At 61.2% G+C, this 20747-nt stretch carries 19 protein-coding genes; 9 read left to right on the top strand and 10 right to left on the bottom strand.

Translation table 11 applies throughout. From position 1 onward, the window contains the following. Window positions 1-11 precede the first annotated feature (11 nt). Both AC1DIS_RS15515 and AC1DIS_RS15510 read right to left on the bottom strand, forming a co-directional pair. Window positions 12-410, bottom strand: coding sequence for a hypothetical protein (locus AC1DIS_RS15515; RefSeq protein WP_477780958.1), 399 nt, complete (start codon window positions 408-410; stop codon window positions 12-14). Beyond that, the gene (locus AC1DIS_RS15510) at window positions 373-1002 is read right to left on the bottom strand and encodes a nucleotidyltransferase domain-containing protein (protein ID WP_026331824.1); all 630 of its coding nucleotides are present in this window, start codon (window positions 1000-1002) and stop codon (window positions 373-375) included. Before AC1DIS_RS15510 ends, AC1DIS_RS15515 begins: the two co-directional genes overlap by 38 nt. Window positions 1003-1591: 589 nt before the next feature. On the opposite strand from AC1DIS_RS15510, the gene AC1DIS_RS15505 reads away from it, so the two are divergent. Next, complete coding sequence (locus AC1DIS_RS15505) at window positions 1592-1969, top strand: DUF6124 family protein (RefSeq protein WP_086944410.1); 378 nt, start codon at window positions 1592-1594, stop codon at window positions 1967-1969. Between the two features lie 153 nt (window positions 1970-2122). On the opposite strand, the gene AC1DIS_RS15500 is transcribed toward AC1DIS_RS15505, so the two are convergent. From AC1DIS_RS15500 to pilG, 6 genes are read right to left on the bottom strand one after another with little or no spacing between them, the layout of a single operon-like run. Then, window positions 2123-2578: a chemotaxis protein CheW gene (locus AC1DIS_RS15500; RefSeq protein WP_018928719.1), complete on the bottom strand. Its 456-nt coding sequence runs from the start codon at window positions 2576-2578 to the stop codon at window positions 2123-2125. Further along, complete coding sequence (locus AC1DIS_RS15495) at window positions 2571-8474, bottom strand: Hpt domain-containing protein (RefSeq protein WP_477743625.1); 5904 nt, start codon at window positions 8472-8474, stop codon at window positions 2571-2573. Before AC1DIS_RS15495 ends, AC1DIS_RS15500 begins: the two co-directional genes overlap by 8 nt. 36 nt (window positions 8475-8510) lie before the next feature. Further along, window positions 8511-10568 carry a methyl-accepting chemotaxis protein gene (locus AC1DIS_RS15490; protein ID WP_018928717.1) on the bottom strand — a complete coding sequence of 686 codons (2058 nt, stop codon included), beginning with the start codon at window positions 10566-10568 and terminating at the stop codon, window positions 8511-8513. Window positions 10569-10608: 40 nt separating this feature from the next. Then, a complete protein-coding gene (locus AC1DIS_RS15485) occupies window positions 10609-11163 on the bottom strand; it encodes a chemotaxis protein CheW (RefSeq protein ID WP_018928716.1) in 555 nt (184 codons plus the stop codon). Between the two features lie 10 nt (window positions 11164-11173). Continuing rightward, on the bottom strand, window positions 11174-11539 hold the full coding sequence (gene pilH, locus AC1DIS_RS15480) for a twitching motility response regulator PilH (RefSeq protein ID WP_007897961.1): 366 nt from the start codon (window positions 11537-11539) through the stop codon (window positions 11174-11176). A gap of 57 nt (window positions 11540-11596) precedes the next feature. Further along, window positions 11597-12001 carry a twitching motility response regulator PilG gene (gene pilG, locus AC1DIS_RS15475; protein WP_007897954.1) on the bottom strand — a complete coding sequence of 135 codons (405 nt, stop codon included), beginning with the start codon at window positions 11999-12001 and terminating at the stop codon, window positions 11597-11599. Between the two features lie 222 nt (window positions 12002-12223). Here pilG and gshB point away from each other — a divergent pair, with 222 nt between their 5' ends. From gshB to AC1DIS_RS15440, 7 genes are all read left to right on the top strand, one after another. After that, window positions 12224-13177 (top strand): glutathione synthase, encoded by a 954-nt coding sequence (gshB, locus tag AC1DIS_RS15470; protein WP_018928715.1) that lies wholly within the window; start codon window positions 12224-12226, stop codon window positions 13175-13177. A 77-nt stretch (window positions 13178-13254) separates the two neighbouring features. Then, window positions 13255-14154, top strand: coding sequence for an energy transducer TonB (locus AC1DIS_RS15465; RefSeq protein WP_026286615.1), 900 nt, complete (start codon window positions 13255-13257; stop codon window positions 14152-14154). Window positions 14155-14281: 127 nt separating this feature from the next. Further along, window positions 14282-14854: a YqgE/AlgH family protein gene (locus AC1DIS_RS15460; RefSeq protein WP_018928713.1), complete on the top strand. Its 573-nt coding sequence runs from the start codon at window positions 14282-14284 to the stop codon at window positions 14852-14854. Then, window positions 14854-15300 carry a Holliday junction resolvase RuvX gene (gene ruvX / locus AC1DIS_RS15455; protein WP_018928712.1) on the top strand — a complete coding sequence of 149 codons (447 nt, stop codon included), beginning with the start codon at window positions 14854-14856 and terminating at the stop codon, window positions 15298-15300. Before AC1DIS_RS15460 ends, ruvX begins: the two co-directional genes overlap by 1 nt. Window positions 15301-15399: 99 nt before the next feature. Beyond that, the gene (gene pyrR, locus AC1DIS_RS15450) at window positions 15400-15903 is read left to right on the top strand and encodes a bifunctional pyr operon transcriptional regulator/uracil phosphoribosyltransferase PyrR (RefSeq protein ID WP_018928711.1); all 504 of its coding nucleotides are present in this window, start codon (window positions 15400-15402) and stop codon (window positions 15901-15903) included. A gap of 27 nt (window positions 15904-15930) precedes the next feature. Further along, on the top strand, window positions 15931-16935 hold the full coding sequence (locus AC1DIS_RS15445; protein WP_007939362.1) for an aspartate carbamoyltransferase catalytic subunit: 1005 nt from the start codon (window positions 15931-15933) through the stop codon (window positions 16933-16935). Next, the gene (locus AC1DIS_RS15440) at window positions 16932-18203 is read left to right on the top strand and encodes a dihydroorotase (RefSeq protein ID WP_018928710.1); all 1272 of its coding nucleotides are present in this window, start codon (window positions 16932-16934) and stop codon (window positions 18201-18203) included. The genes AC1DIS_RS15445 and AC1DIS_RS15440 overlap by 4 nt, the downstream gene beginning before the upstream one ends. A gap of 37 nt (window positions 18204-18240) precedes the next feature. On the opposite strand, the gene AC1DIS_RS15435 is transcribed toward AC1DIS_RS15440, so the two are convergent. Continuing rightward, window positions 18241-18672: an NINE protein gene (locus AC1DIS_RS15435; protein WP_018928709.1), complete on the bottom strand. Its 432-nt coding sequence runs from the start codon at window positions 18670-18672 to the stop codon at window positions 18241-18243. Between the two features lie 250 nt (window positions 18673-18922). Here AC1DIS_RS15435 and AC1DIS_RS15430 point away from each other — a divergent pair, with 250 nt between their 5' ends. Then, window positions 18923-19543 (top strand): C40 family peptidase, encoded by a 621-nt coding sequence (locus tag AC1DIS_RS15430; RefSeq protein WP_018928708.1) that lies wholly within the window; start codon window positions 18923-18925, stop codon window positions 19541-19543. A 155-nt stretch (window positions 19544-19698) separates the two neighbouring features. Here the strand turns inward: AC1DIS_RS15430 and AC1DIS_RS15425 are convergent, their stop codons facing one another. After that, the gene (locus tag AC1DIS_RS15425) at window positions 19699-20733 is read right to left on the bottom strand and encodes a type IV pilus twitching motility protein PilT (protein ID WP_018928707.1); all 1035 of its coding nucleotides are present in this window, start codon (window positions 20731-20733) and stop codon (window positions 19699-19701) included. Between the last annotated feature and the right edge of the window lie 14 nt (window positions 20734-20747).

The following is a 20747-nucleotide window of genomic DNA, read 5'->3' as shown; positions in this document are numbered from 1 at the left end:
TGTCGTGGGAGTCACCTTAGGAGTGTTGGGTGGGGGGCATCAATCAAGCAGAGAGACGGATCATTACGCTGACCGTAATGATCGAACACCGCCAGGTTTCGTCGCTCATGACACAGGGCGAATAGCCGAACCTGTACTTTGCCAATATCAGCGGTATGAACCAGGCACTGAAACACCAGATAGCGTTTGTCTGAACGGTAGCCGCACAAACGAAGAGCCGTCAGTGCAAGGGCATGGGCAGCGTTGTATGCCAGGTCGAAACGACTCGCGAAGGAAAGTGAAGACGTTTGGGCGTCCTTCAATYGATCCACAGCCGAACGCATCAGCCCTTCGCATTCCTTGCGATCCGGCGGCTCAGCTTTCAGTCCACCACTACGTAACAGGTTTTCCAGGTTCTCGTTGCTGCCCATCCTTGGACTCCAAAGGGTTTGCCCCCATCAGATTGATCTTGTCCTGCTGCGCTACCCGCACGACAAAACTATTTTCAGCCGCCAGTTTTGCGGCCCAGTCGTCGGGGGTGTAGAGCGTCGGGTTGAGGACGCGGCCCAACTGCTCCTCCATTGGTATAAGCCGCTCCATCACTTCACTGTAGTGCAGGCCCTCGCCGATCAGCATGAGATCAATGTCACTGGATGCGTTTGCCTGATCCTTGGCGATAGAGCCGTACACAAATGCCCAGGTGATCTGTTCGGCAAAGGGTTGAAGCGCCTGACGCAGAGGCTCGGTAATACCAAAGGTTTTGCGGGCAATGCCCAGCAGTTCGGCATAGATCGGGCAGTCGGGATTGGCTTGATAGTGGGTCTGGTTGCCCTGACGGGTCATGGTCAGCACGCCTGCCCGCTGCAACCGATCCAGCTCGCGCATGAGGCTGCCTTTACCCACTTGAGCCCAGCGGGCGATCTCGTTGGCGTAAAAACTTCGGTCGGGTTTACCAAACAGCAGGCCGAGCACTTTTTGCTGGGTGGTGGTGAACAAGGCTTCGCTCAATGACAGGTTTTTCACGGCAACGACCGATAAGTCCCAAAAAAGGAACGATAGGTCCCTTTTTGGGAATCTTCAACCTAATGCAGAAACCTTTGTGGCGAGGGGGCTTGCCCCCGTTCGGCTGCGAAGCAGTCGTAAAACCATTGTTCTCGGTGTACCTGATACACCTCGATTGCAGGTTTTGGGGCTGCTTCGCAACCCAGCGGGAGCAAGCTCCCTCGCCACAGAAAGGTCCGACCGCTTGGGGTTTTGTGTTTAAAGGTATGTCAGCAGGAACGGTGTGAGGCTACACAGTCGTGCGTCGCTGCCTACAGCAATGCCGGAAGCCACTGACTGGTGCGCTTTTGAGCTGATCTTTATCGTTTGTGTGTCGCTGCCAATTCAGCGACCGGGACTGGAAACCCCGATGAGTTACTGGCGCCAAAGCGCCCTTCATAACGTATGCTTGCGCACCTTTCAAAGTGTGCACTCCGTTATGGCGGCTGTGCGCGGGAGACCTTCGGGTCGACCGGGTTGCCGTACCCCGGGTTTCCAGCCTGCGTACAGCTGTCACCCCTTCGTCTTGGAAACCGAATGGGCCAGCTCCAACCCTATACGGTGATTCACTATGTTCAAAGCTACTCCCAATCCCCCGGAAACCGGCGTCGATTCCCAAGCATCACTCGATGCAGAAAAAATGAAGGAAGCCGCCGACCGCGCCTTCTCCCATTACTTCCCTCCGCTCCACGAAAAACCGGCCAAACGCCGCAAACTCCGCCTCTTCAGCGTCTCCCCCGATATCGACACCGAAGCCCTTCTGGCCAATGCCTCCGAAGACCTGCTGTCCATCAGCGCCATTGCTGCTGACCTCGCGGACGATGTGGAAGGCTCACGCCGCTCTGTAGCCTTGGCGCTCAGCCGTTTGGCAGATGGCGTGCAGTTGTTGGTGGAGCGGGTGCTGGATCATCATGAGTCGTTGCAGATGAAGGCTCGGGCCGGGGTTTAACGCACAACCCCCTGTGGCGAGGGAGCTTGCTCCCGTTCGGCTGCGAAGCAGTCGTAAAACCATTGTGCTTGGTGTACCTGACACACATCGATGACAGGTTTTGGGGCCGCTTCGCGACCCAGCGGGAGCAAGCTCCCTCGCCACAGGGTCCGGTCAGACCAGACCCGCATTCACAAGCAGGTCTTCCAGCGCGAGCAAGTCAGGCACCTTGGCCACTTGCTCCCCCACCTGCACCGCCGCCTTCTCCAGCGAACACAACGGCACGTCAACATAACTCAACTGACTGTCGAGCTTGTAAGAACGCGGAATCCCCTGCACCAGCAGCGCAATGAACTTCAACTCAGGCCGCCCGCCAAGGGCATTGAGGATGACGATCCGCGCCCGTTCCCCGATCACCACTTTGTTGCCACACGCCGACTCGAAACTGAGCAGTGGAATCTGCCGTTCGCGCCAGGTCACCCGCCCCAGGTACCACGGCGGTGTATCGAGATCGAAAGCCCCCGGCTGATAGTCGATGAGTTCGGCGACGGCGACGTTGGGCAGGATCAGGTTGCGGTCGGCCAGGGGCAGCAGCAAACCGGTGAGGTTGCTGGAGCGGTGCTCATGCATGGGTTTTGCTCCAGCGGGCGATGCTGTCGAGCAGCACCGATTCCTGATACGGCTTGCCGAGGTAGTCGTTGACGCCGATGGCCATGGCGCGGTCGCGGTGTTTTTGACCCGTGCGGGAGGTGATCATGATGATCGGCAGATGCTGCAAGCGTTCGTCGGCGCGCACTTGGGTCGCCACTTCGAAGCCGTCCATGCGTGGCATTTCGATGTCCAGCAGCATCAGGTCGGGCATGTGTTCTTCCAGCAGCAACATGGCGTCGACACCGTCCTTGGCGGTCAGCACGTTCATGCCGTGGCGTTCCAGTAGACGACTGGTGACCTTGCGCACGGTGACCGAATCGTCGACCACCAGCACCAGCAACGGCCGTTGCGCCTCGGGCTCGACGTCCTGTGTCACCGGTCGTTGCGGCACCTGCGCTTGCATCGCGCGGATCGGCGCCAGCAAGTCGAGAATCAGCACCACCCGACCATCGCCGAGAATCGTCGCACCGGACAAACCCTGCACTGCGGCAAATTGCGGGCCGAGGCTTTTGACCACGATTTCCCGGGTGCCGGCCATGGCGTCCACCTGCACCGCAACGTGCCGTTCGTTGCACTGCACCAGCAATACCGGCAACGGCAGGCTCTGGCCCAGCAGTTTCGGGCGGGTACTGGTTTTCAGCAGATCGCCGAGGTAGCACAGCTCATAGCGTTGCCCGGCGTATTCGTAGCTCGGTGGATCGAGCCGGTAGTGCCCTTCGAGTTCGTTGGGCAGCACGCGAACGATGCCGTCGATGGTGTTCAGCGGGATCGCATATTGATCCTCCCCGCACTGCACCATCAGCGCGCGGTTGACCGACACGGTGAACGGCAGGCGAATCCGGAAATGCACGCCCTGCCCCGACGTCGAGTCGATGCTCATGGTCCCGCCGAGCTGCCGGACTTCTTCGTGAACCACGTCCATGCCGACGCCACGCCCGGAGATCTGGGTGATTTTCTCGGCGGTGGAAAACCCCGGTTGCAGGATGAATTGCAGCACGTCGCGATCGCTGATGTCGCTGTCCGGGGCGAGCAAGCCGCGCTTGATCGCCTTGCGCCGCACGGCGTCCAGCGGCACGCCGGCACCGTCGTCGCAGATGTCGAAAATGATGTCGCCGCCCTCTCTCGACAAGTCGAGGGTGATCTTGCCCTGGGCCGGTTTACCGGCCGCGATCCGCACCTCGGCCGATTCCAGCCCATGGTCAACGGCGTTGCGCAGCATGTGTTCCAGCGGCGCGGCCATGCGCTCGAGGACATTGCGGTCCATCTCGCCTTCGGCGTTGCCGACGATGAACTCCACATCCTTGCCCAGCTCGCTGGAAACCTGACGGACGATGCGCTTCAAACGCGGCAGCATTCGCTCGAACGGCACCATGCGCGTGCGCATCAGGCCTTCCTGCAATTCGGTGTTGATGCGGCCCTGCTGTTGCAGCAGGTTTTCCGCATCCTGATTGCGCCGGTCGAGGGTTTCCTTGAGGTCAAGCAGGTCGGAGGCGGACTCGAACAATGCCCGCGACAGCTGTTGCAACTGCGAGTGGCGGTCCATCTCCAGCGGGTCGAACTCTTCATAACCCAGGCGCTCGGCCTCGACTTGCTGACGGCTGAGAATCCGCCCCTGGGTTTCGGTATCGAGGCGGCGCAACTGGTCGCGCATGCGCTCGATGGTGGTTTCCATTTCGCTCAGGGCCACCCGCGCATCGTTGACCTGTTGTTCGATACGGCCACGGAAGATCGAAGTCTCCCCGGCCAGGTTGACCAGGTCGTCGAGCAACTCCGCCGAGACCTTGACCGTGTCGGCGCCTTCGGGTTGCAACGCGGCTGGCTCGGCTTTGGGCGCTGCGGGCATCGCCACCGGTGTCGGTGTTTCGGGCACCGCCGGGTGGCTGAAATTCTTGATCGCCTCGATCAGCTGATCGGCCGGTGGAAGTGGCTGACCGGCGCGAGTGGCGTCGAGCATCTGCGCCAGTCGGTCATGGCTGCTTTGCAACAGCGTGAACAGCGCCGCGGTCGGTTGCAGCGCGCCAGCGGACAAGCCTTCGTAGAGGAATTCCAGCTCATGGGCCAGGTCGCCGATCGGCGCGATTTCCACCATTCGCGCGCCACCCTTGAGGGTATGCAGGTCGCGCAGCAGGGTTTCCACTTCCTGACGATTCGAAGGCTCGGCCTGCCAGCGCAACAGCGCCGCGCCGGAGTTTTCGATGATGTCGAAACCTTCTTCGAGGAAGATTTCCAGAAGCTCGGGATCATGCCCCGGCGAGTCGTTGCTGGCCGCCGGTTCGATCACCTCGGCACTGCCGGCATTACCCAGACGAAACTCACGAATGGCCTCGATCAATTCGCCCGGATCGCCCAACGGACGGTTGTGCTGCAACTGTTCGAGGAACACGGCCAGTCGGTCATGGCTCTGTTGCAGCAACTGCGCCAGCGCTTCGCTGTGGCTGTAACGGCGGTCCACCAGGCCTTCGTAAAGGCTTTCCAGTTCATGGGCCAGATCGCCGACCGGCTCGACCTCGGCCATCCGCGCACCGCCCTTGAGGGTGTGCAAATCGCGCTGTAAAGACAGTAGCGGCGCGGCGTTTTCCGGGTCGCTCAACCAGCGTTGCAAGGCCTGGCCGGCGCTTTCAAGGATATCCACCGCTTCCTCAAGAAAGATCGAAACGATTTCGTCGTCCAGATCCACCTCAGTCGCGGCCTGCTCCAGCTCGGCCGTGGCGCTGCCCAGTTCTCGAATACTCAGGGTGCGGCTGCCATCACTGCGAATCAGGCCCATGGCGGATGGGTCGAGACTCTCATCCAGCAAGTCGCGCAAGGCCCGCACCCGCTGCGGTTGCGCAGTGACTTCCTGGCCGGCAGCCAGTTCATCGAGCATGTTGATCAGCGCTTCGTGGGCACTTTGTGCTTCGTGGAAGAACCTGTCGCTGACCGCCAGGCTGCTTTCTTCCACAGCGCCATAGAGATCGAGCAAGGCTTCACAGAGTTCATCCACCGGATGCAGGTCGGCCAGGTGCGCGCCTTCGCCGAGTGTCGTCAATTCGTCCAGCAGTGCGCTGAGTTCCTGGCGCTCGCCGGGATGCTGCTGCCAGCGCTGCAACAGGCTTTCGGCGTCCAGCAGGATGTCCATGCCCTGGGCGAGGAAGTTGTTGATCAGTTGCGGGTCGCGTTTGATCCGCAGCCCCGTGCCGGGCGCGCTCGACAGACTTTGCAAATGTTCGGCCAGCAATGTCCGGGTGCGTTCAATCAACGAACGGGCGCCGGGGATTTCGGCCAGCGGGTCGCTCTTGAGCTGTCGCAGCCCCAGGCGGAACAAGCCTTCGGCTTCCAGCAGCAACTCGACTTCGTCCAGGTCGAGGGCAATCCGGTGCGCCTTGTACTCCCGGGCCAGTTGATCCAGCGACGCCGCCAGCTCGGCAATCGGCAGCACGCCGGCCATCGACGCGCTGCCCTTGAGGGTGTGCAAGGCTCGCTGCAACTCGTCACTGGCCTGCAGCGGTACGTGCTCGGCAGCCTGATCGAGGAAGCGATTGAGGCTGTTCAAATGGGTTTCGGCTTCGTTGCGGAAGATCTCCAGCAACAGCGGATCGAGCGCCGCGACATCCTGCGCGTCCTCATCGGACAGCGGTTCATAACCCTTGGCGAGGGCATGGGCGCGGGCGGCCAATTGATCGACATCGTTGCGCTGGCGCTGGGCGTTGGCGGCGAACTCGGCCACCAGTTCCGGCAGCAACTTCAGCGCGTCGCCCACCAGTTGCTGCACTGCAGGCAAAGGTGCAACGCTGTGTTCAAGCACGCGGTTGAGCAGGTTTTCCACCGCCCAGGCCAGCTCGCCCAGCACCAACGCGCGGACCATCCGGCCACTGCCCTTGAGGGTGTGGAAGGCGCGGCGTAATTCACTCAAAACCGATGTGCTGTCGGGATTGGCCGACCAGCGCGGCAGGTACTCCTGGAGGATTTCCAGAACTTCGTCGGTTTCTTCGAGGAAGACTTCCCGCAGTTCATCGTCCACCGGTTGTTCATCGGCGGGCGGCGGCAACAGACTACCGGGCATCGTCAGTGCCGGCGGGTTGACGGACGACACCGGGCTGGCCAGTACATCGGCCAACGACTGGACGGTTTCGGGGTCGTCCAGCTCCTGCATGTCCTGCATCACCAGGGCTTCACTGGGGCTGAGCACATCCTCAAGCTTCGGCACGTGCTGTTCGCTGGGGAAACAGCCGAGTGCGGCCAGGCCTTTTTCCGCAACGTCGAGCAGTTGTTCACCGGGCGCTTCGGGGTCGTCGCTGAGACGCTCCAGGTAATACTCGATGCTGGTGATGACGTCAGCCAGGCTGTCCAGTTGCTGCCAGCCGGGCTGCCCCGGGTCCACCAATAGATGCTCGCGGATGAAACCGTTACAGGCCTCGACCAGGCTCGCCGCGCGGGCCAACGGAATCATCGCCAGCGCACCGCGCACTTGGGTCAGCAATGCCGGCAACGGTTGCAAATGCTGACGGTCCCAGTCGGCGTCGATGTAGTCGACGATCATGTCCTTGGCCTGCTGCAGGCAGATGCGCGCTTCCTTGATCACGATCTGGTGGATCTGCGTCAGGTCGGTGGTCGGCAGACGGCTGTCTTCCTGGCTTTCCGGCTCCACGGTGCCGACCATGCCGGCCAGGGTCGCTTCGACGTAGAGCAAGGCCCCGGCGACGTCCATGAGGGTCGCGTCGTTAGGTTCGCGCTGGCCCTGGGCGAGGCTCAGCACCACCGCCAGTTGATCGATGATGACCTTGCGCGGCTGGCCGAAACCGAGCACCGCCAGGGTGTCGGAGATTTGCCGCAGCGGCGCCAGCAGGCTTTCGAGGTCCGAGGTGCGCTGGCGGTCGCTGCGCACGAACAGGTCCAGGCGCTCCTTGACCCGCACCAGCTCTTCGCACAACGCCGCCAATACCGAACGCATGGCATCGCGATCAGGGCCGGCCAGCCTCGCCCGTTCTTCATCGACCATCGCACTGTCGGGTAGCGCGTCGTCCAGTGAGTAGCGATCTTTCATGGTCAGCATCTGCCCGGTGGGGTGTTCGGCCTTGGCAATATAGAACAACAAACTCTTGAGCAGCTCTGGCGGTGCCGGTTGATTGATCGCGGGCATGCCTTGCTCGAGCAGACGCTTGAGCTCTTTGTCGGCCTCCTTGAACAGGCTGCGCAACGCGGGGCTGTTGGCGATCGAGCCATTGCGCATGCCTTCGACCAGCGCCGAAGCGACGTGCCATAACGGGCTCAGCGGCGCATTGCCGCACAGCCCTTCAAGGCGTGCAAAAACCCTGGCCAGGTAAGCCAAGTGGGTTTCGTCATCCTGCTCGCGCAGCAAGCCGACCAGCGCCATCTGCAGCATTTGCCGCAACTTGCGCAGCACATTCGGCAAGTCGGACGGTTCCAGCAGCGCCAGGGCCTCTTCGCTCAGGGGCGGCAGTTCCGGAAGTTGCGGGCTGAACAGGCTGGTTTCCGACAACAGGCTTTCGCCACGGGCACTGCGCAGGTCGTTGATCAGCGGCAACACCACCAGCGGCAGGTCACGCCGGGCGCCTTGCACCCGGTCGAGGTAAGTCGGCAATTGCCCCAGGGCATGCAGCAGCAGACGAATGGCCTCGTCGCGATGGCTGATGCGGTTCTGCTGTAAGGCGCTGGTCAGTTGCTCGATCTCTTCGGCGAGCAGCGCCGCGCCGTAGAACTCGACCATCTGCAAACTGCCGTGCACCTGATGGACACAGGCCAGGCACTCACTCAGCGCGTGCGTCGCCTGCGGGTCGTCGATCAGGGTTTCGATCGCCCGATGAGCCTGCTTCAGCGTTTCGGCAATCTCGCCCTTGACCCATTCGAGGGCCACATAGTCGTGCCGATCACCCATAACTACTCCAATCAAATGCATACGCCCTGAGGCGGTTCAAGCGTTGTCCGCAGCTTGCGCAGGCTTGGCCGGCAAGGTGAAACCGGACACCGAACGCCGCAGCTGGCTGGCCATTTTCGCCAGGTTGCCAATGCTCTCGGCAGTGGCGGTGGAGCCGGACGAGGTCTGCGTGGTGATCTGCTGGATCACGTTCATCGTCAGGGAAATCTGGCCGGCCGAAGACGTCTGTTGCTGCGCGGCGTTGGAAATACTCTGGATCAATGCCGCGAGGGTCTTCGATACGCCTTCGATTTCTTCCAGGGCCACTCCGGCATCCTGCGCCAGACGCGCGCCGCGCACCACTTCGGTGGTGGTCTGCTCCATGGAAATCACCGCTTCGTTGGTGTCGGTCTGAATTGCCCGCACCAGCGTTTCGATCTGCCGGGTCGCCGCGGACGAGCGCTCGGCCAGCCGCTGTACTTCGTCGGCCACCACCGCAAAACCGCGCCCGGCGTCACCGGCCATGGACGCCTGAATGGCCGCGTTGAGGGCGAGGATGTTGGTCTGATCGGCAATGTCATCGATCAGGCTGACAATGTCGCCGATTTCCTGAGAAGACTCACCGAGGCGCTTGATGCGCTTGGCGGTGTCCTGGATCTGTTCGCGAATATTGTCCATGCCGTGGATGGTGTTGTGCACCACTTCGTTGCCCTTGTTGGCAATTTCCACCGAGCGCTCGGCCACCGCTGAGGATTCGGCGGCATTGGCCGAGACCTGATCGATGGACTCGGCCATGTCGTTGATCGCCATGGAGGCTTCGGAAATCTGCTGCGCCTGATGCTCCGAGGCCTGGGCCAGGTGCATCGCGGTGGCCTGGGTTTCCTGCACGGCGGCGGCGACCTGGCCGGCGGTGAGGTTGATGGTCGCCACCAGATCGCGCAACTGGTCGACGGAATAGTTGATCGAGTCGGCGATGGTCCCGGTGAAGTCTTCGGTCACCGAGGCGGTCACGGTCAGGTCACCGTCGGCCAGGTCTTCAATTTCGTCCAGCAGGCGCATGATCGCGCTCTGATTGCGCTCGTTCTTCTCAGCGGTTTCACGCAACTGACGGTTGGTTTCGCGCACCATCACCAGGCCAATGAGAATGATCGACATCAACGCGAGCAAACCCAGCACGTAGCCGCCGATGGTATCGGTGTTGCGCCCGCCGGCGAGGTTTTCGAAACGGCTGGCCAAGTGCGAAGCTTCATCGAGCAGGGTTTGCGACAGGGTAAAAATGTTGCTGGCCGATTCGCGGACCTTGAACAGCTCCGGCGAGGTTTCGAGGATTTCGTCCACCGAACCCGAGACGAATTCGAACAGTTCGGAAATCTCGGTCAACCGGGCACGGGCATCGCGGTCTTCGACCTGGCTGATTTTCAGCGCCGCATTGCCCTGAAGCATGCCGTTGAGCACCTGGCCAAAACGCGCCGCATCGCGACCGAAGGCGTCGGCGGCCTGCTGCGAGTTTTCGTCGCCGGACAGCACGGTGTTCACTGCACCGAGAATCCGCTCGGCCAGCAGCGACTGACGCTGGGCCATCGCCACCTGAGCGGCCGGGGCGCCACGTTGCAGGAGGGTTTCGACGACCTTTTCGTACTCGACCTGCAATTGCGGCACGGTTTCGGCCAGCGTCGCGGCGACTTGATGCAATGACAACACGGTCTGTTCGCTGGAGAGAATGGCGTCGGTGTTTTTCAGCAGCCGCTCCCAATCCAGCTGTACCGCGCGCATTTCCGGGCGCACGGTGGACGGTGCCGGCGGCAGGCCGGTGGAGGGATCGCCTTTCTTCAGATAGCCCCAACGCAGGGCGAAGTCGTTGCGCGCATCGCTGAGCAACTTGAACGCCGCGGCCTTGCCAGCGGCGGCTTCGGTGGCGTTCTTGGCGATGCGTTGCGACAGCACCCGCAGCTCACCGGCGTGGCCGATGTACTGCTTGTCGTAATTCGCCTGGGTGTTGAGGTACGCGAAGTTGGCGAACAGCAGCATGATGAAGATGATCAGCGCGATGAACAGCACGATGATCTGCGACCGGCTGCGCGACCCTTCCGGCGTACCTGCGTTTGCTTTAATCATCGGTCCTCGCCTGTCCTGCCCAATTCAACCTACTCCCCGGCTACAGCGCTACATTCATGAAACCTTGCGACTGCGCCAACGCAAACGGGCTGAACACCTGCCAATTCTGTTCACGCTGAAAGCGGCCTTTGACGAACGGCGCGATCGGCCCCTGCAGCTCGTCCATGGGCACCGGCTCCAGGCTGTCCTGGGCAAAGTGCTGCAAGCCGAAGACCTCATCGACCAGCAACCCGGCGAACACGTCGTTGTGCTCCACCACCAGTATCCGCCGCTGCTTGCGCAGGGCCGACAGTTCATGGCCGGCCTCATAACCATAAAAGAAGCCGTACACATCCATGATCGGCAGCAGCCGCCCACGCAGGTTCGCTACGCCCTTGACCCAGGGCTTGACCCCCGGCATTTGGGTAACGCGCGGTTCGTGCAGGACTTCGCTGACTTCGCCCATGGGCGCGACGTACCCGTGCTCGCCCAAGCGAAAACCGATGCCGCTCCAGCTGTCCTGTCGAGTCGGCTGGGACGGCAGGTCCGCCGCCAGCAGACGACAACGTTGATCAATCTGCAGCAGCAGTTCGAAGGCCGTCAGCGACTCGGTCATGGCCGGACGATCAACCGGCCAGCACGTTGTTCAGCGTCTTGATCAGGGTGTCTTCATCGACCGGTTTGGTCAGGTAGTCCTTGGCGCCCTGGCGCGTGCCCCAGACTTTGTCGGTTTCCTGATCCTTGGTGGTGATGATGATCACCGGGATGTGCCCGGTTTCCGGGTCTTTGGTCAGCTGACGGGTCGCCTGGAAACCATTGAGGCCGGGCATGACGATGTCCATCAGTACCGCGTCGGGTTTTTCCTGACGGGCCAGGGCCACGCCGTCGGCGCCGTTTTCGGCTTTCAACACTTCATGACCGTGCTTTTCGAGCATGCCGGTCAGTTTGTACATTTCGGTCGGCGAATCATCGACGATCAGAATACGTGCCATGGTCTTCCCCATTCTTGTCGACGCAAGGCCCACTGGCCGAGCGTCACTGTGCGTGTCCTACTGCGGCGAAACGACAGCAAAGCCCGGTACGTGGGCCTGAATCGCGTTCAGCAGTTCTTCCTTGCTGAAAGGCTTGGTCAAAAACTGGTCGGAGCCGACGATCCGCCCCTTGGCCTTGTCGAACAACCCGTCCCTGGACGACAGCATAATCACTGGCGTGGACTTGAACGCACTGTTGTTCTTGATCAACGCGCAGGTCTGATAGCCATCCAGACGCGGCATCATGATGTCGACAAAGATGATGCCTGGGTGATTGTCGGCAATCTTGGCCAGGGCATCGAAACCATCGATTGCGGTGATGACTTCACAGCCCACGTTTTTCAACAGCGTTTCGGCGGTGCGACGAATCGTTTTCGAATCATCGATCACCATGACCTTCAAGGCGCTGGAATGCTGTTCCATAGGGGCTCTACCGTCGCCTTTGTGAATCAATTTGTCCGTTTGCGGCCCGAAACCCTTGATACTCAAGGGCCAAGACGGCATGGYAGCCTTTTTAGCACAGTCTCCCCGTCCAATCTATCGGGTGACCTGTGCGGTGGTTTTTCCTTGACCGGGAACCCACTCAGCGCCACTCTGACGCCACTTTTTCATCGCACTTTCCACCCCAATTTCGAGGAAAACCCCATGAGCGTTCGCGTCGGGATTGTCATGGATCCTATCGCCAGCATCTCCTATAAAAAGGATAGCTCGCTGGCCATGCTGTTGGCCGCGCAAAAGCGTGGCTGGGAACTGTTCTATATGGAACAGCGCGATTTGTATCAGGCCGAGGGCCAGGCGCGCGCGCGGATGCGTCCGCTGAAAGTCTTCGCCGACCCGCACAAGTGGTTCGAGCTGGGCGCCGAATCCGACGCACTGCTGAGCGACCTGGACGTGATTCTGATGCGCAAGGATCCGCCGTTCGACATGGAGTTCGTCTACTCCACTTACCTGCTGGAGCAAGCCGAGAACGCTGGCGTGCTGGTGGTCAACAAGCCGCAAAGCCTGCGTGACTGCAACGAGAAGCTGTTCGCCACGCTGTTCCCGCAGTGCACGCCGCCGACCATCGTCAGCCGTCGCCCGGACGTGTTGCGTGAATTCGCCGACCATCACGGTGACGTGATCCTCAAGCCGCTGGACGGCATGGGCGGTTCGTCGATCTTCCGTCATACCGCCGGCCACCCGAACCTGTCGGTGATTCTTGAAACCCTGACCCTGCATGGCAAACAGCAGATCATGATCCAGGGCTACCTGCCGGCGATCGTTGATGGCGACAAGCGCATCCTGATGATCGACGGCGAGCCTGTGGATTATTGCCTGGCGCGGATTCCAGCAGCAGGCGAAACCCGTGGCAACCTCGCCGCCGGTGGCCGTGGCGAAGCCCGACCGCTGACCGAGAAAGATCGCTGGATCGCCGCGCAAGTCGGCCCGACCCTGCGCGAGAAGGGCTTGCTGTTCGTCGGTCTCGACGTGATCGGTGAGCACCTGACCGAAATCAACGTCACCAGCCCGACCTGCATTCGCGAGATCGATAACGCGTTCGGCACCGACATCGGCGGCCAGTTGATGGATGCCATCGATCAGAAGCTCAAGGCTCGTTGATCGAGAACAGCCAAGAGACAACCAACATTGCGTTATCATCGCCGGCCTGTAAAAAACGCGATGTTGGTTTTCTTGTCATGACACTCCCGTCCGATCTGCCCCCTGAACTCGCCCATCGTGGCGTGCGCCCGGCCGATCGCCTCGGTTTTACCCTGTTTCTCGCGGCACTGATTCACCTGGCCTTGCTGTTGGGCGTCGGGTTCACCATGGTCGAACCCAAGCAAATCAGCAAAACCCTGGAAATCACCCTCGCCACCTTCAAAAGCGAAACCAAGCCGAAAAAAGCCGATTTCCTCGCTCAAGAGAATCAGCAAGGCAGCGGCACCCTGGATAAAAAGGCCATTCCCAAGACCACCGAGGTCGCGCCCTTCCAGGACAACAAGGTGCAGACGGTCACTCCGCCGCCAACCGCCAAACCCCAAGTGCAGGAAGCCGCGCCCAAGGCCGCCGTGACGACTGTCGCGCCGAAGCCGAAAAAAGCCGCGACCAAGCAGGAAGACGTCAAGACCGAGACCAAGCCCAAGGTCGAAGCACCGACCTTCGACAGCTCACAGTTGTCCAGCGACATCGCCAGCCTGGAAGCGGAACTGGCCAACGAGCAACAGCTGTACGCCAAACGCCCGCGCATCCACCGCTTGAGCGCCGCGTCGACCATGCGCGACAAGGGTGCCTGGTACAAGGATGAATGGCGCAAGAAGGTCGAACGCATCGGCAACCTCAACTACCCCGACGAGGCCCGACGCAAACAGATTTATGGCAATTTGCGCCTGATGGTCTCGATCAACCGCGACGGCTCGCTGTATGAAGTATTGGTGCTGGAATCGTCCGGCCAACCGCTGCTGGATCAGGCGGCGCAGCGCATCGTGCGGCTGGCCGCGCCGTTCGCACCGTTTACCGGGGATCTGTCGGACATCGACCGCCTGGAAATCATCCGCACCTGGAGGTTTGCGCGCGGGGACCGGTTGTCCAGTAATTAGCCGGAAGATTTGCAGTGATCGAGCCAATGCCTTCGCGGGCAAGCCCGGATCAAAAAGACACCTGCACAGGCATTTCCTGTGCATCCTCAGCTTGTCAGTTCGCCCCTCCAACGCCACACTAGCGCTCATGAAGAACGTCAGCCCCAGCTACCTCAAGCATCACTTCCTGATCGCCATGCCCCACATGGCCGACCCGAACTTTGCGCACACCTTGACCTACATCGTCGAGCACACGGCCAATGGTGCCATGGGGCTGGTGGTCAACCGTCCGCAGGACCTGAACCTGGCCGATATCCTCGAGCAATTGCGCCCCGATATCGAACCGCCAGTGCTCTGCCAGCACGTGCCGATCTTTATCGGCGGCCCGGTGCAAACCGATCGCGGCTTTGTCCTGCACCCGTCGGGAAAAACCTATCAGGCTACCGTTGATCTGGATGGCGAGTTGTCGCTGTCGACCTCCCAAGACGTGCTGTTCGCCATCGCCGATGGCGTCGGCCCCGCGAAAAGTTTGATCACCCTCGGCTATGCCGGTTGGGAAGCCGGGCAACTGGAAGCCGAACTGGCCGACAACGCCTGGCTGACTTGCCCGTTCCATGCCGACATCCTGTTCAACACCAGCAGCGAGTTACGTCTCGAAGCGGCGGCCAAGCACCTGGGTATCAACCTCAGCCTGCTCACCAGCCAGGCGGGGCACGCCTGATGGCCCTGCGGCTGATTCTGGGTTTCGACTACGGCACCAAGCAGATCGGCGTTGCGGTCGGCCAGGTGATTACCGGCCAGGCCCGCGAGCTGTGCACCTTGAAGGCACAAAATGGCATTCCCGACTGGAATCAGGTCGAAGCCCTGATCAAAGAGTGGAAACCCGACGCCGTGGTGGTCGGCCTGCCGTTGAACATGGACGGCACGCCCAGCGACATGTGCCTGCGGGCCGAAAAATTCGCCCGGCGCCTGAACGGCCGCTACAACCTGCCCTTCTATACTCACGACGAGCGCCTGACCACCTTCGAGGCCAAAGGCGAACGCCTGGTCCGTGGCGGCCAGAAGGGCAGTTACCGCGACAACCCGGTCGATGCCATCGCCGCCGCCCTGCTACTGCAAGGCTGGCTCGACGAAAACACCGCACTGTTCGAATCCTCAAGCACCTGATCCTGACGAGTCGCTGCGCGTCTCTTTTAGCTACAACCCGAGCCCCCACCCAGGCGCTCTACCCCAAAAGCAGGGCTCGGGACCAAGAAGGAGCAAACCATGAGCCTGCCTAATCCCGCCGAACTGATCAGCCAGATGGCGATCCGTCTCAAGGCTTACCTGGAAAACCGTGGCATCAGCGAACCGCGTTATATCGGTATTCGGACCGGTGGCATCTGGGTCGCTCAGGCGTTGCTCAAGGAGTTGGGCAGCGACGCGCCGCTGGGCACCCTTGATGTGTCCTTCTACCGCGACGACTTCAGCCAGAGCGGCCTGCACCCGCAAGTACGCCCTTCGGCGCTGCCCTTCGAGATCGAAGGCCAGCATCTGGTGCTGATCGACGACGTACTGATGAGTGGTCGGACCATCCGCGCCGCGATGAACGAACTGTTCGACTACGGTCGCCCGGCCAGCGTGACGCTGGTGTGCCTGCTGGACCTGGACGCCGCTGAGCTGCCGATCCGCCCGAATATAGTCGGAGCGACCCTGTCACTGGCGGCCCACGAACGGGTGAAGTTGTCCGGTCCGGAACTCAAGCTCGAACTGCAAGACCTCGCCCTTTAATTCGCCCTATTGAGAGTCCCCCTCGCGATGACGCCTCTAGAAACCAAGCGCCCGCTGCAGCTCAATGATCAGGGCCAGCTACGCCACTTCCTCTCGCTCGACGGTTTGCGCCGCGAGCTGCTGACGGAAATCCTCGACACCGCCGACTCGTTCCTCGAAGTCGGCGCCCGGGCGGTGAAGAAAGTCCCGTTGTTGCGCGGCAAGACCGTGTGCAATGTGTTCTTCGAGAACTCCACCCGCACCCGCACCACCTTCGAACTGGCGGCCCAGCGGCTGTCGGCCGACGTGATCACCCTGAACGTATCCACGTCATCGGCGAGCAAGGGCGAAACCCTGCTCGACACCCTGCGCAACCTCGAAGCCATGGCCGCCGACATGTTCGTCGTGCGTCACGGTGATTCCGGCGCGGCGCACTTCATTGCCGAACATGTCTGCCCGCAAGTGGCGATCATCAACGGTGGCGACGGCCGTCACGCGCACCCGACCCAGGGCATGCTCGACATGCTCACCATTCGTCGGCACAAGGGTGGCTTCGAAAACCTCTCGGTGGCCATCGTCGGCGACATCCTGCACTCGCGGGTGGCGCGCTCGAACATGCTGGCCCTGAAAACCCTCGGCTGCCCGGACATCCGCGTGATCGCGCCGAAAACCCTGCTGCCGATCGGCATCGAGCAATACGGTGTGAAGGTCTACACCGACATGACCGAAGGCCTGAAAGACGTCGACGTGGTGATCATGCTGCGCTTGCAGCGTGAGCGCATGACCGGCGGCCTGCTGCCGAGTGAAGGCGAGTTCTACCGCCTGTTCGGCCTGACCACCGCGCGCCTGGCCGGTGCCAAACCCGATGCCATCGTGATGCACCCTGGGCCGATCAATCGTGGGGTGGAGATTGAGTCGGCGGTGGCCGACGGTCCGCACTCGGTGATTCTCAACCAGGTGACCTACGGCATCGCGATTCGTATGGCCGTGCTGTCCATGGCCATGAGCGGGCAAACAGCCCAGCGCCAATTCGAGCAGGAGAACGCCCAGTGAAGCTCAGCATTCTCGGCGCACGCGTTATCGATCCGGCCAGCGGCCTGGATCAAGTGACTGACATCCATGTTGAAGCCTGCAAGATCGTCGCCCTTGGCGCCGCTCCGGCCGGTTTTGTTGCCGTCGACACCATCGACGCCAAGGGCCTGGTGGCCGCCCCGGGCCTGGTTGACCTGAACGTTGCCCTGCGCGAGCCGGGCTACAGCCGCAAAGGCTCGATCGCCAGCGAAACCCGCGCAGCTGCCGCCGGCGGCGTGACCAGCCTGTGCTGCCCGCCGAAAACCAAACCGGTGCTGGACACCTCGGCCGTGGCCGAATTGATCCTCGACCGTGCTCGTGAGGCCGGCAACACCAAAGTCTTCCCGATCGGCGCCCTGAGCAAAGGCCTGGACGGCGAGCAGCTGGCCGAACTGGTCGCCTTGCGCGATGCCGGCTGCGTGGCCTTCGGCAATGGCCTGGAGAGCTTCCGCAACACCCGCACCCTGTGCCGGGCGCTGGAGTACGCGGCGACGTTCGACCTGACGGTGATTTTCAACTCGCAGGATCACGACTTGGCCGAAGGTGGCCTGGCCCATGAAGGCCCGACCGCAAGCTTCCTCGGTCTGCCGGGCATTCCGGAAACCGCCGAAACCGTGGCCCTGGCCCGGGATCTGCTGCTGGTCGAGCAAAGCGGCGTACGTGCGCACTTCAGCCAGCTCACCAGCGCGCGCGGCGTAGCGCTGATCGCTCAGGCCCAGGCTCGCGGGCTGAAGGTCACGGCGGATGTGGCGTTGTATCAACTGATCCTCACCGACGAAGCGCTGATCGACTTCAGCAGCCTCTATCACGTCCAGCCGCCGCTGCGCACCCGCGCCGACCGCGACGGCCTGCGGGCAGCGGTGAAGTCCGGTGTGGTATCCGCCATCTCCAGCCATCACCAGCCCCATGAGCGCGACGCCAAGCTGGCACCGTTCGGCGCGACCGAACCGGGCATCAGCAGCGTTGAACTGCTGCTGCCGCTGGCGATGACCTTGGTGGAAGACGGTTTGCTCGACCTGCCGACGCTGTTGGCACGCCTGAGTGCCGGCCCTGCCGAGGCGTTGCGCCTGCCGGCAGGGAAATTGGCAGTAGGAGGCGCGGCAGACATCGTGCTGTTTGACCCGACGGCCTCGACCGTGGCCGGTGAAACCTGGCTGTCCAAGGGCGAAAACTGCCCGTTCATTGGCCACAGCCTGCCGGGCGTGGTGCGTTATACCCTGGTGGATGGGCGGATCAGCCACCAGGCGTAAAACCCTGTTGCGAGGGAGCTTGCTCCCTCGCCACTACTTACTGGAAGGCGCCTCTGTTCTGCGCGTTACGAATTGAAATCTGATCGTTCAGCGTCCAGAAGTCATACAACACCCCCAGAAAGAACAACCCGCCCGTGACCAGGTACAGCAACCCGCTGATCCACTTCCCCTGATACATCCGGTGTACGCCGAATACCCCAAGGAACGTCAGCAGAATCCACGCGACGTTGTATTCGATGGGGCCGGCGGTAAAGCGCAGGTCTGCTTCACGATCCATGGCCGGAATCAGGAACACGTCGATCAACCAGCCAATACCCAGCAGGCCCAAGGTCAAAAACCAGATCGTCCCGGTCACAGGCTTGCCGTAATAGAAGCGGTGAGCCCCGGTAAAACCGAAAATCCACAGCAGGTAACCGATCACTTTGCTGTGCGTGTCTTGTTGTGAAACGGGTTGTCGATAGGTGTTCATGGATGGCCTCGATTCACGCGATAGAGAAATATTCTTGAATTCTTTGTGACTTTTTTACAGGCAGCCGACATACGGCGAATGCTACCTTGGGTCCCGTCAAAGCCTTGTAACACCTGACTTGTGTCCGACAATTGCGCCAAATTGCCGCTTATTTGGTTCCGTTGACCCCAAGGTTGAATCGACCAACGGCCTCGGAAGGGACAAAAAAGCTGTTATAAAGTTGCGCGCTAACCCATACGAGCCTTGCCTAATGCGTCCATTTTTCAAGACATGGCTAACCATTTGCCTATTATTGCCCCTGGCCGCCCACGCCACCAATCGTGAGCAACGTCTTCCGAACGTTAATGGTTACACCCCAAAATCCCACGTTTCTGCTCCTTCGAGCAAAAACCAACAGACGGTAAAACGCTCCACCCAACTGAGCCGCGCCAACGGCAAGCTGGTTCCGCCGATGGCGACCAAGGAAAGCAGCAACGTGTTGAGCCGCGCGGTAAACGTGCTCGGCACACCTTATCGTTGGGGTGGCAGCAGCCCAAGTAAAGGGTTCGATTGCAGCGGCCTGGTGAAATACGCGTTCAACGACGCGACCTTCGACCTGCCACGCACCTCCAATGCCATGGCCAGTGGTCACGGTGAGAAAGTCGATCGCAACGAACTGAAGCCAGGCGACCTGATCTTCTTCAACATCAAGAGCCGCCGGGTCAACCATGTGGCCATCTACCTGGGCAACGACCGCTTCATCCACGCACCACGCCGTGGCAAGTCGGTAAGCATCGACACCCTGAAGAAGCCGTATTGGGATAACCACTACGTGGTTGCCAAGCGGGTTCTGCCAAAAGAACCGAATCAACTGCGCGTCGTACAGCGCTGATCCGATTGTGGCGAGGGGGCTTGCCCCCGTTGGGCCGCGGAGCGGCCCCAAAACCTGCCACCAAGCGTTACTAGAAAGACCGCGTCGCCCGAGTTTGCGACTGCTTCGCAGCCGAACGGGGGCAAGCCCCCTCGCCACAGGTCGCGCTCCAACCCTCAAAAATTATCCGGCGACCGCGCCTTCTCCCGCGCATGCTCGCGACTGATCACACCCTTGGTCACCAGATCCTTCAGGCACATATCCAGCGTCTGCATCCCCAGCGACCCACCGGTCTGAATCGACGAGTACATCTGCGCCACCTTGTCTTCACGGATCAGGTTACGGATCGCCGAGGTGCCGAGCATGATTTCGTGGGCGGCAATCCGCCCGCCGCCGATTTTCTTGATCAGTGTCTGGGACACCACCGCCAGCAACGACTCGGAGAGCATCGAGCGCACCATCGATTTCTCGTCACCCGGAAACACGTCCACCACCCGGTCGATGGTTTTCGCCGCCGAGGTGGTGTGTAGCGTGCCGAATACCAGGTGGCCGGTCTCGGCGGCGGTCAATGCCAGCCGAATAGTCTCCAGGTCACGCATTTCCCCCACCAGAATCACGTCCGGGTCTTCACGCAGGGCCGAGCGCAGGGCCGTGGCGAAGCTGCGGGTATCGCGATGGACTTCACGCTGATTGATCAGGCATTTGCGCGATTCGTGGACGAACTCGATGGGGTCTTCGATGGTGAGGATGTGGTGATGGCGATGGTTGTTCAGGTAATCAATCATCGCCGCCAGCGTGGTGGACTTGCCGGAGCCGGTCGGGCCGGTCACCAGCACCAGGCCCCGGGGCGCTTCGGTAATCTTGCGAAACACGTCCCCCATGCCCAGATCGTCCATGCTCAGGACCTTCGACGGAATGGTCCGGAACACCGCGCCCGCGCCACGATTCTGGTTGAAGGCATTGACCCGGAAACGCGCCACGCCGGGCACTTCGAAGGAAAAGTCGGTTTCAAGATGCTTCTCGAAGTCCACCCGCTGGAGGTCGTTCATGATGTCGTAGATCAGGTCATGCACTTCCTTGTGGTCCAGGGCCGGCAAGTTGATGCGTCGCACATCGCCATCGACGCGGATCATCGGTGGCAGGCCGGCGGACAGGTGCAGGTCGGACGCGCCTTGTTTGGCGCTGAAAGCCAGCAGCTCAGTGATATCCATAGCGCTCCTCAATT

The sequence above is a fragment of the Pseudomonas sp. 05N433 genome, assembly GCF_056396925.1.
Note: the sequence above shows the minus strand (reverse complement) of the source record. Positions and strands in the feature narration are given on the sequence as shown.

Bases quoted from the DNA above. Each gene is read 5' to 3' on its own strand.
- AC1DIS_RS15435 (WP_018928709.1), bottom strand. From the start codon at position 18,672: ATGAACACCTATCGACAACCCGTTTCACAACAAGACACGCACAGCAAA.
- AC1DIS_RS15465 (WP_026286615.1), top strand. From the start codon at position 13,255: ATGACACTCCCGTCCGATCTGCCCCCTGAACTCGCCCATCGTGGCGTG.
- AC1DIS_RS15485 (WP_018928716.1), bottom strand. From the start codon at position 11,163: ATGACCGAGTCGCTGACGGCCTTCGAACTGCTGCTGCAGATTGATCAA.
- AC1DIS_RS15490 (WP_018928717.1), bottom strand. From the start codon at position 10,568: ATGATTAAAGCAAACGCAGGTACGCCGGAAGGGTCGCGCAGCCGGTCG.
- gshB (WP_018928715.1), top strand. From the start codon at position 12,224: ATGAGCGTTCGCGTCGGGATTGTCATGGATCCTATCGCCAGCATCTCC.
- AC1DIS_RS15500 (WP_018928719.1), bottom strand. From the start codon at position 2,578: ATGCATGAGCACCGCTCCAGCAACCTCACCGGTTTGCTGCTGCCCCTG.
- pilG (WP_007897954.1), bottom strand. From the start codon at position 12,001: ATGGAACAGCATTCCAGCGCCTTGAAGGTCATGGTGATCGATGATTCG.
- pilH (WP_007897961.1), bottom strand. From the start codon at position 11,539: ATGGCACGTATTCTGATCGTCGATGATTCGCCGACCGAAATGTACAAA.
- AC1DIS_RS15460 (WP_018928713.1), top strand. From the start codon at position 14,282: ATGAAGAACGTCAGCCCCAGCTACCTCAAGCATCACTTCCTGATCGCC.
- AC1DIS_RS15430 (WP_018928708.1), top strand. From the start codon at position 18,923: ATGCGTCCATTTTTCAAGACATGGCTAACCATTTGCCTATTATTGCCC.
- ruvX (WP_018928712.1), top strand. From the start codon at position 14,854: ATGGCCCTGCGGCTGATTCTGGGTTTCGACTACGGCACCAAGCAGATC.
- AC1DIS_RS15495 (WP_477743625.1), bottom strand. From the start codon at position 8,474: ATGGGTGATCGGCACGACTATGTGGCCCTCGAATGGGTCAAGGGCGAG.
- AC1DIS_RS15425 (WP_018928707.1), bottom strand. From the start codon at position 20,733: ATGGATATCACTGAGCTGCTGGCTTTCAGCGCCAAACAAGGCGCGTCC.
- AC1DIS_RS15445 (WP_007939362.1), top strand. From the start codon at position 15,931: ATGACGCCTCTAGAAACCAAGCGCCCGCTGCAGCTCAATGATCAGGGC.
- pyrR (WP_018928711.1), top strand. From the start codon at position 15,400: ATGAGCCTGCCTAATCCCGCCGAACTGATCAGCCAGATGGCGATCCGT.
- AC1DIS_RS15505 (WP_086944410.1), top strand. From the start codon at position 1,592: ATGTTCAAAGCTACTCCCAATCCCCCGGAAACCGGCGTCGATTCCCAA.